The sequence below is a fragment of the Streptomyces sp. NPDC031265 genome (assembly GCF_055570295.1).
The window spans coordinates 365,573-374,004 of record NZ_JBVIHM010000004.1 but is presented as its reverse complement, the minus strand read 5'-3'; the positions used below and the strand labels follow the sequence as shown (position 1 = coordinate 374,004).

5 protein-coding genes are annotated in these 8,432 nt (G+C 71.1%); 3 read left to right on the top strand and 2 right to left on the bottom strand.

What is annotated here, in order from left to right:
• Window positions 1–26: 26 nt before the first annotated feature.
• On the bottom strand, window positions 27–518 hold the full coding sequence (locus tag ACZ499_RS10125; RefSeq protein WP_468673555.1) for an Rv3235 family protein: 492 nt from the start codon (window positions 516–518) through the stop codon (window positions 27–29).
• Window positions 519–785: 267 nt separating this feature from the next.
• On the opposite strand from ACZ499_RS10125, the gene ACZ499_RS10120 reads away from it, so the two are divergent.
• Together ACZ499_RS10120 and ACZ499_RS10115 are read left to right on the top strand one after the other, a co-directional pair.
• Window positions 786–1,292: a DUF6912 family protein gene (locus ACZ499_RS10120; RefSeq protein ID WP_468673554.1), complete on the top strand. Its 507-nt coding sequence runs from the start codon at window positions 786–788 to the stop codon at window positions 1,290–1,292.
• 81 nt (window positions 1,293–1,373) lie between these two features.
• Window positions 1,374–2,048 carry an HAD family hydrolase gene (locus ACZ499_RS10115; RefSeq protein ID WP_468413353.1) on the top strand — a complete coding sequence of 225 codons (675 nt, stop codon included), beginning with the start codon at window positions 1,374–1,376 and terminating at the stop codon, window positions 2,046–2,048.
• A 139-nt stretch (window positions 2,049–2,187) separates the two neighbouring features.
• Here the strand turns inward: ACZ499_RS10115 and ACZ499_RS10110 are convergent, their stop codons facing one another.
• Window positions 2,188–2,754: a DJ-1/PfpI family protein gene (locus ACZ499_RS10110; protein ID WP_385538807.1), complete on the bottom strand. Its 567-nt coding sequence runs from the start codon at window positions 2,752–2,754 to the stop codon at window positions 2,188–2,190.
• 503 nt (window positions 2,755–3,257) lie between these two features.
• On the opposite strand from ACZ499_RS10110, the gene ACZ499_RS10105 reads away from it, so the two are divergent.
• Window positions 3,258–8,228 carry an NAD-glutamate dehydrogenase gene (locus tag ACZ499_RS10105; RefSeq protein WP_468673553.1) on the top strand — a complete coding sequence of 1,657 codons (4,971 nt, stop codon included), beginning with the start codon at window positions 3,258–3,260 and terminating at the stop codon, window positions 8,226–8,228.
• The last annotated feature ends 204 nt before the right edge of the window (window positions 8,229–8,432 follow it).

The following is an 8,432-nucleotide window of genomic DNA, read 5'->3' as shown; positions in this document are numbered from 1 at the left end:
CCCGCTGGATGCGCCGACCACGCTCGCTACCCTGCTACCCCGCCCCCCCCCCCCCCGCCCCTCTCCCCCCCCCCCCCCCCCCCCCCCCCCCCCACTTCTACGGCCGCACAGCGCCAGCGCAGGTCGGCCCCCTGCTCCAGGCGGAAGGCCATGGCGCGTACGTGGTCGCCGGCGCCGATACGGGCGAAGGCCTCGATGACGCCCGGCTGGGGCACGTACTCGTCGCAGTGCCGCACCACCGGCCGCCCCGAGGCCCGCAGCGGGCTGGCCGGGGCGAGCAGCACCAGCTGCTCGTACGCCTCGCCGACGGTGTGCCCCAGCATCCAGTGGACCGGGCGGTGGCCGCTGAGGACGGCGAGCAGGCGTTCCGCGAACCAGTAGCGGGGCAGCCGCTGGCGCCGCGCGAGCGCGGCGGTGGCGCCCGGCCTGCCGGGCCCGGGCCCCACGCGGTCGCTGCGGCCCGCAGGTCGGGCCCTGTCCGTCCGCGCGTCGGTCCGCGTCCTGTCGGTCCTGTTCATCTCTGTCGCCCCCTTTGATACCGGCCAGTAGCTTTCTGTTGGGGATCTTGTACGGGGGCGGCGGTGCCGGTCGCAAGGGCGGCGGGACGGGCGGGGTGGGGCCCGGGAGATTCACCTATCAGGGTGATACGAGGCCCGGCTGGGCCGGTCGCGGCGGGGAATCCGGCGGCACGCACCCCGATGCCTCCGACGCCGCGCGGGCAACCCGAAGGGGGACTCCCGCACGTATCCTGAGTGCGTCCTCCGACCAGAAAAGAGCGGCCTGTCATGCGCGTGTACCTCCCTCTGACCCTCCCTGGTCTCGCGACGGCGCACACGGCGGGAGAGCTCGGCCCCGGCCCGCTGACCGCCTACGCCGTCACGCCGGGGCTGCGCGAGTGGTACGTCACGGACGACATCGAGGAGCTGGAGTACGCGGCGCTCAGCCGGGCCGCGGCGGCGTCGCTGCGGCTGCTCGCAGGGGACCCGGAGGCCGCCAGGCGCCGTGTCGTGGTCGCCGTGGACGTGCCCGACGGTGCGGCCTCGGCCGACCCCGACCGCGGCCTGGACGCGAGCGCGCTGGGCGAGGTGCGGATCGCCGGCCCGGTGCCGCTGGCCAGGGCGGCCGCGGTGCACGTGGACTCGGACGACGCGGTCACCGATGTCGCCGCGGCGGCCGGCGCGCTGGGCGCGGCGGACCAGGGCGACGACGACGCGCAGTTCACGGTCGACGGGGCCGAGGACCACGAGCTCTTGTGGTTCGGGGTGCAGGAGATTCCCAACCTGATCGGCTGACGGCCCGGCTGACCTGCACTCTTGGGCACCTCATGGGCCCGAACGGGGTCCGTTGTCAGTGGGGGTGGGTACCGTTCTGGCATGGGGAAACGCACGACGCATCTGGTCTGGGACTGGAACGGCACACTGCTCGACGACATCGCCACGGTCATCGAGGCGACCAACGCCGCCTTCGCGGAGCTCGGCCTGGAGCCGATCACGCTGGAGCGGTACCGCGAGCTGTACTGCGTGCCGATACCCCGCTTCTACGAGCGGCTGATGGGGCGGCTGCCGACCGAGGCGGAGTGGCTCGTGATGGACGAGGCGTTCCACAAGCACTACTGGCTCCGGGCGGACGCCTGCGCGCTCACGGTGGGCGCGGCCGAGCTGCTCGCCGCGCGGCGGGCGGCCGGGCGCAGCCAGTCGCTGCTGTCGATGGCGCCGCACGAGCACCTGGTGCCGATCGTGCGGCGGCACGGCATCACCGAGCACTTCGTGCGCGTCGACGGGCGCACCGGCCCTTCGCACGGCAGCAAGGCCGAGCACATGGTGCGGCATCTGACGCTGCTGCGGGAGGCGGGCGAGGGGATATCCCCCGACCGGATCGTGGTGATCGGGGACGCGGTGGACGACGCCGTGGCCGCCGCGCACGTAGGCGCGCGGGCGGTGCTGTTCACCGGGGGGTCGCACAGCAGGGCCAGTCTCGCGCTGGCGGGGGTGCCGGTGGTGGACACGCTGGCGGAGGCGGTCGAGACGGCGGAGCTGCTGGCGGGCTGACGGCCTCGTAGGCACCCGGTGGGCTCTGCGGCGCCGGATGGTGCGGGACGCCCGGAGACGCCCCGCACACGGCGCCCAGGGGTGCTCAGGGGTGCCCGGAGGGGTTCCTGCCGCACGGAGGGGTCGGTGTCGCGCCCGGCTACGCCACCGGCGCCTTCGCCCGCAGCACCGTGAGGAACTCCCGCATCCAGGCGGAGTGGTCCGGCCAGGCGCGGGCGGAGACCAGGGTGCCGTCGACGACCGTTTCCGCGTCGCGGAAGCTGGCGCCGGCGGCCTGCATGTCGAGTTCGAGGGCGGGGTACGCGGTGACCCGGCGGCCGCTGAGGCCGCCGATCGCGGCGGTCAGGAGGGGTCCGTGACAGATCTGGGCGACCGGCTTGTCCGTGTCGAAGAAGGCCTTGAGGAGCTTGCGCAGCTCGGGGTCGTTGCGCAGGTATTCGGGCGCCCGGCCGCCCGGGATCACCAGTGCGGCGTACTGGCCGGGATCGACTTCCGAGAAGGCCAGGTCGGCCGGCCAGGTGTAGCCCGGCTTCTCGGTGTACGTGTCGAAGCCCGGCTCGAAGTCGTGGATCACGAACTGGAGCTTCTTGCGGGCGGGGGCGGCGATGTGGACGTCGTAGCCCTCCTCGCGCAGCCGCTGGTAGGGGTAGAGGACCTCCAGCGACTCCGCCGCGTCGCCGGTCACGATCAGGATCTTGGCTGCCATCGGTGCTCCCGGAGTCGACCGTGCGTGCCTGGTTCGTACAGGGTGCGCGGGGCTCTTCGCCCCGCTGTTCCTCAGGGTGTGCGCGGTGCGGTGCGCGGTGCCGCTCGGCGCACCGCGTGTACGGGGCAAACGTGCCCCGGCCCGACCGGTTTGCCAAGAGGGCACGCGGACGGCGCGCGTCGCTGTCCAGAGTGTCAAACTTCGGGCCCCGCTTTTGTACACATACGGCTCGTGACGGTTCGGGGGGGCGGGACGATAGCCTTGACCCGTGATCAGCGCGATATCCCGCAGGGGCACTGACGCCTCTGCCCTGCGCCCGGAGTGCCACAGTGCCCGGGCCCTCGCTGGTTCCCGTATCCCGGGCCCTTCGCCGAAAATGGCCAGTAACGACCCGGGCATCTCTCATCGCGGCATAACGTCGACTTCGACCGGACACCCCGCGTCGTGGCGTTGCGCCGCTTCTACCTACGTCACGCAACGGCGCGCGACAGGAGCCAGAGGACATGCAGACCAAGCTGGACGAAGCCAAGGCCGAGCTGCTCGCAAGGGCCGCCCGGGTAGCTGAGAACAGCCCGTTGGGGGGCCCCGGCGGTCTGGGGGGCGCCCCCCAGGACCGGGCAGCCACTACCGGGTCCACGGGGGAGGAAGGTCCTGGCCAGGACGCCGTCCTCGGGTACCTCCAGCGCTACTACCTGCACACCGCTCCCGAGGACCTGGCCGACCGCGACCCGGTCGACGTCTTCGGCGCCGCCCTGTCGCACTACAGGCTGGCCGAAAACCGCCCACAGGGCACCGCGAGCGTGCGGGTGCACACCCCGACCGTCGAGGAGAACGGCTGGACGTGCAGCCACTCGGTCGTCGAGGTCGTCACCGACGACATGCCCTTCCTCGTGGACTCCGTCACCAATGAGCTCTCCCGCCAGAGCCGCGGCATCCACGTCGTGATCCACCCGCAGGTCGTGGTCCGCCGCGATGTGACCGGCAAGCTCATCGAGGTCCTGGACACCGCCGCGCAGAGCGGCGGCCTGCCGCACGACGCGCTCACCGAGTCCTGGATCCACGTCGAGATCGACCGCGAGACCGACCGCGCCGACCTGAAGCAGATCACCGCCGATCTGCTGCGGGTGCTGTCCGACGTACGGGAGGCCGTCGAGGACTGGGAGAAGATGCGCGATGCCTCGCTGCGCATCGCCGACGAGCTCCCCAAGGAGCCCAAGGCCGGCGACCTGCGCGACGAGGAGGTGGACGAGGCCCGGGAGCTGCTGCGCTGGCTCTCCGACGACCACTTCACCTTCCTCGGCTACCGCGAGTACGAGCTGCGCGAGGACGACTCGCTGGCGGCCGTGCCCGGCACCGGCCTCGGCATCCTGCGCTCCGACCCGCAGCACGCGGGCGACGACAGGCATCCGGTCAGCCCGTCCTTCGAGCGGCTGCCCGCCGACGCGCGCGCCAAGGCCCGTGAGCACAAGCTCCTGGTGCTCACCAAGGCCAACAGCCGGTCCACCGTGCACCGGCCCTCCTACCTCGACTACGTCGGGGTGAAGAAGTTCGACGACAACGGCAACGTGATCGGCGAGCGCCGCTTCCTCGGCCTGTTCTCCTCGGCCGCGTACACCGAGTCGGTCCGCCGCGTGCCGGTCGTGCGCCGCAAGGTCGACGAGGTGCTGCGCGGCGCCGGGTTCTCGCCCAACAGCCACGACGGCCGCGACCTGCTCCAGATCCTGGAGACCTACCCGCGCGACGAGCTGTTCCAGACCCCGGCCGACCAGCTGCGCTCCATCGTCACCTCGGTGCTCTACCTCCAGGAGCGGCGCCGGCTGCGCCTCTACCTGCGCCAGGACGAGTACGGGCGCTACTACTCGGCGCTGATCTACCTGCCCCGCGACCGCTACACCACGGGCGTGCGGCTGCGGCTCATCGACATCCTCAAGGAAGAGCTCGGCGGCACCAGCGTCGACTTCACCGCCTGGAACACCGAGTCGATCCTCTCCCGGCTCCACTTCGTGGTCCGCGTGCCGGCCGGCACCGTGCTGCCCGACCTCACCGACGCCGACAGCGAGCGCATCGAGGCCCGCCTCGTGGAGGCCGCCCGCTCCTGGGCCGACGGCTTCTCGGACGCGCTGAACGCCGAGTGCGGCGAGGAGCGCGCCGCCGAGCTGCTGCGCCGCTACGGCCACGCCTTCCCCGAGGGCTACAAGGCCGACCACTCGCCGCGCGCCGCCGTGGCCGACCTGGTCCACCTGGAGCAGCTCACCCACGGCCGCAAGGACTTCGCGCTCTCGCTGTACGAGCCGGTCAACGCGGCGCCCGGCGAGCGCCGCTTCAAGATCTACCGCATCGGCGAGCAGGTCTCGCTCTCGGCCGTGCTGCCGGTCCTCCAGCGCCTGGGCGTAGAGGTCACCGACGAGCGCCCCTACGAGTTGCGCTGCGCGGACCGCACGCACGCGTGGATCTACGACTTCGGCCTGCGCCTGCCGAAGAAGCTCAACGGCAGTGGCGACTACCTCGCGGACGACGCCCGCGAACGCTTCCAGGAGGCCTTCGCCGCCACCTGGACCGGCGCCGCCGAGAACGACGGCTTCAACTCGCTGGTGCTGCGCGCCGGGCTCAACTGGCGCCAGGCGATGGTGCTGCGCGCCTACGCCAAGTACCTGCGCCAGGCCGGTTCGACCTTCAGCCAGGACTACATGGAGGACACCCTCCGTGACAACGTCCACACCACCCGGCTGCTGATCTCGCTCTTCGAGGCGCGGATGTCGCCGGGCCGCCAGAGCGCGGGCACCGAGCTCACCGACGGTCTGCTCGAAGAGCTGGACGGCGCGCTCGACCAGGTCGCCTCGCTCGACGAGGACCGCATCCTGCGCTCCTTCCTCACCGTCATCAAGGCGACGCTGCGGACGAACTACTTCCAGAAGAACGCCGAGGGCAACCCCCACGCGTACGTCTCGATGAAGTTCGACCCGCAGGCCATCCCGGACCTGCCGGCGCCCCGCCCGGCGTTCGAGATCTGGGTGTACTCGCCGCGCGTCGAGGGCGTGCACCTGCGCTTCGGCAAGGTCGCGCGCGGTGGTCTGCGCTGGTCCGACCGCCGCGAGGACTTCCGTACGGAGATCCTCGGCCTGGTCAAGGCGCAGATGGTGAAGAACACCGTCATCGTGCCGGTCGGCGCCAAGGGCGGCTTCGTCGCCAAGCAGCTCCCGGACCCGTCCGTGGACCGCGACGCGTGGCTGGCCGAGGGCATCGCCTCGTACAAGACGTTCATCTCGGCGCTGCTCGACATCACCGACAACCTGGTGGCGGGCGAGGTCGTGCCGCCGGCCGACGTGGTGCGCCACGACGAGGACGACACCTACCTGGTGGTCGCCGCCGACAAGGGCACCGCGACCTTCTCGGACATCGCCAACAACGTGGCGATCAGCTACGACTTCTGGCTCGGCGACGCGTTCGCCTCCGGCGGCTCCGCCGGATACGACCACAAGGGCATGGGCATCACCGCGCGCGGTGCCTGGGAGTCCGTCAAGCGGCACTTCCGCGAGCTCGGCCACGACAGCCAGACCCAGGACTTCACGGTCGTGGGTGTCGGTGACATGTCCGGTGACGTGTTCGGCAACGGCATGCTGCTCTCCGAGCACATCCGCCTGGTGGCCGCCTTCGACCACCGCCACATCTTCATCGACCCGTCCCCGGACGCGGCGGTCTCGTACGCCGAGCGCCGCCGTCTGTTCGACCTGCCCCGCAGCTCCTGGGCGGAGTACAACAAGGAGCTGCTGTCCGCGGGCGGCGGCATCCACCCGCGTACCGCCAAGTCGATCCCGGTCAACGCGCAGATGCGCGCGGCCCTCGGCATCGAGCAGGGCGTCGCCAAGCTGACGCCCGCCGAGCTGATGCAGGCGATCCTCAAGGCGCCGGTGGACCTGCTGTGGAACGGCGGCATCGGTACGTATGTGAAGTCGTCCGCCGAGTCCAACGCGGACGTCGGCGACAAGGCCAACGACGCGATCCGCGTCAACGGCGAGGACCTGCGGGTCAAGGTCGTCGGCGAGGGCGGCAACCTGGGTCTGACCCAGCTCGGCCGGATCGAGTTCGACCGCAACGGCGGCAAGGTCAACACCGACGCGATCGACAACAGCGCGGGCGTGGACACCTCCGACCACGAGGTGAACATCAAGATCCTGCTCAACGGTCTGGTCACGGACGGCGACATGACCGTCAAGCAGCGCAACAAGATCCTCGCCCAGATGACCGACGAGGTCGGCCAGCTGGTGCTGCGCAACAACTACGCGCAGAACACGGCCCTGGCCAACGCGGTCGCGCAGTCGCCGTCGCTGCTCCACGCCCACCAGCGGTTCATGCGCCGCCTCGGGCGCGACGGCCACCTGGACCGGGGGCTGGAGTTCCTGCCGACCGACCGCCAGATCCGCGAGCTGCTCAACAACGGGCGCGGGCTCAGCCAGCCCGAGCTGGCGGTCCTGCTCGCGTACACCAAGATCACGGTGGCCGACGAGCTGATCCACACGGACCTGCCGGACGACCCGTACCTGCAGAAGCTGCTCCACGCGTACTTCCCGGAGCAGTTGCGCGAGAAGTTCGCCGAGGCCATCGACGGGCACGCGCTGCGCCGCGAGATCGTCACCACGGTCCTGGTCAACGACACGGTCAACACCGGTGGCTCGACCTTCCTGCACCGGCTGCGGGAGGAGACCGGCGCGTCCATGGAGGAGATCGTCCGGGCGCAGACCGCGGCCCGCGAGATCTTCGGTCTGAGCGCGGTGTGGGACGCGGTCGAGGCGCTCGACAACAAGGTCGACGCCGACGTCCAGACCCGCATCCGGCTGCACTCGCGCCGTCTCGTCGAGCGCGGTACGCGCTGGCTGCTCAACAACCGGCCGCAGCCGCTCCAGATCGCCGAGACCATCGCCGACTTCGCCGAGGGCGTCGAGAAGGTCTGGGGCGAGCTGGCGAAGATGCTCAAGGGCGCGGACCTGGAGTGGTACCAGTCGATCCTGGACGAGCTCACCGCCGCCGGGGTGCCGGACGTGCTCGCGCGCCGGGTCGCCGGGTTCTCCTCCGCGTTCCCGTCGCTCGACGTCGTGGCGATCTCGGGCCGTACCGGCAAGGACCCGCTGGCCGTCGCCGAGGTGTACTACGACCTCGCGGACCGGCTGCGGATCACCCAGCTGATGGACCGGATCATCGAGCTGCCGCGGGCCGACCGCTGGCAGTCCATGGCCCGCGCGTCCATCCGCGAGGACCTGTACGCGGCGCACGCTGGTCTCACCCAGGACGTGCTCTCGGTCGGCAACGGCAAGTCGTCGCCCGAGCAGCGCTTCAAGGCGTGGGAGGAGAAGAACGCGGCGATCCTCGGCCGCGCCCGCAGCACCCTGGAGGAGATCCAGGGCTCGGACGCGTTCGATCTCGCGAACCTGTCTGTCGCGATGCGGACCATGCGGACGTTGCTGCGTACGCATAGCTGAGTCTGAAAGGGACGCGGCTTTCGGCTGCGGACCGTGCTGGGCTGGTCGCGCCCACGCGGCGGAGCCGCATAACGAAACAGCCCCGCGCCCCTAAAAGACGGGGGGGGGCCACCCCCCAATTGGAGCCCCCCCTCTTTCCCTTCGTTCGTCGCCCTCCCGAATGTGACCCTGCCCCCGAAGGACAGGGTGTGGTTGTCCCTGGAA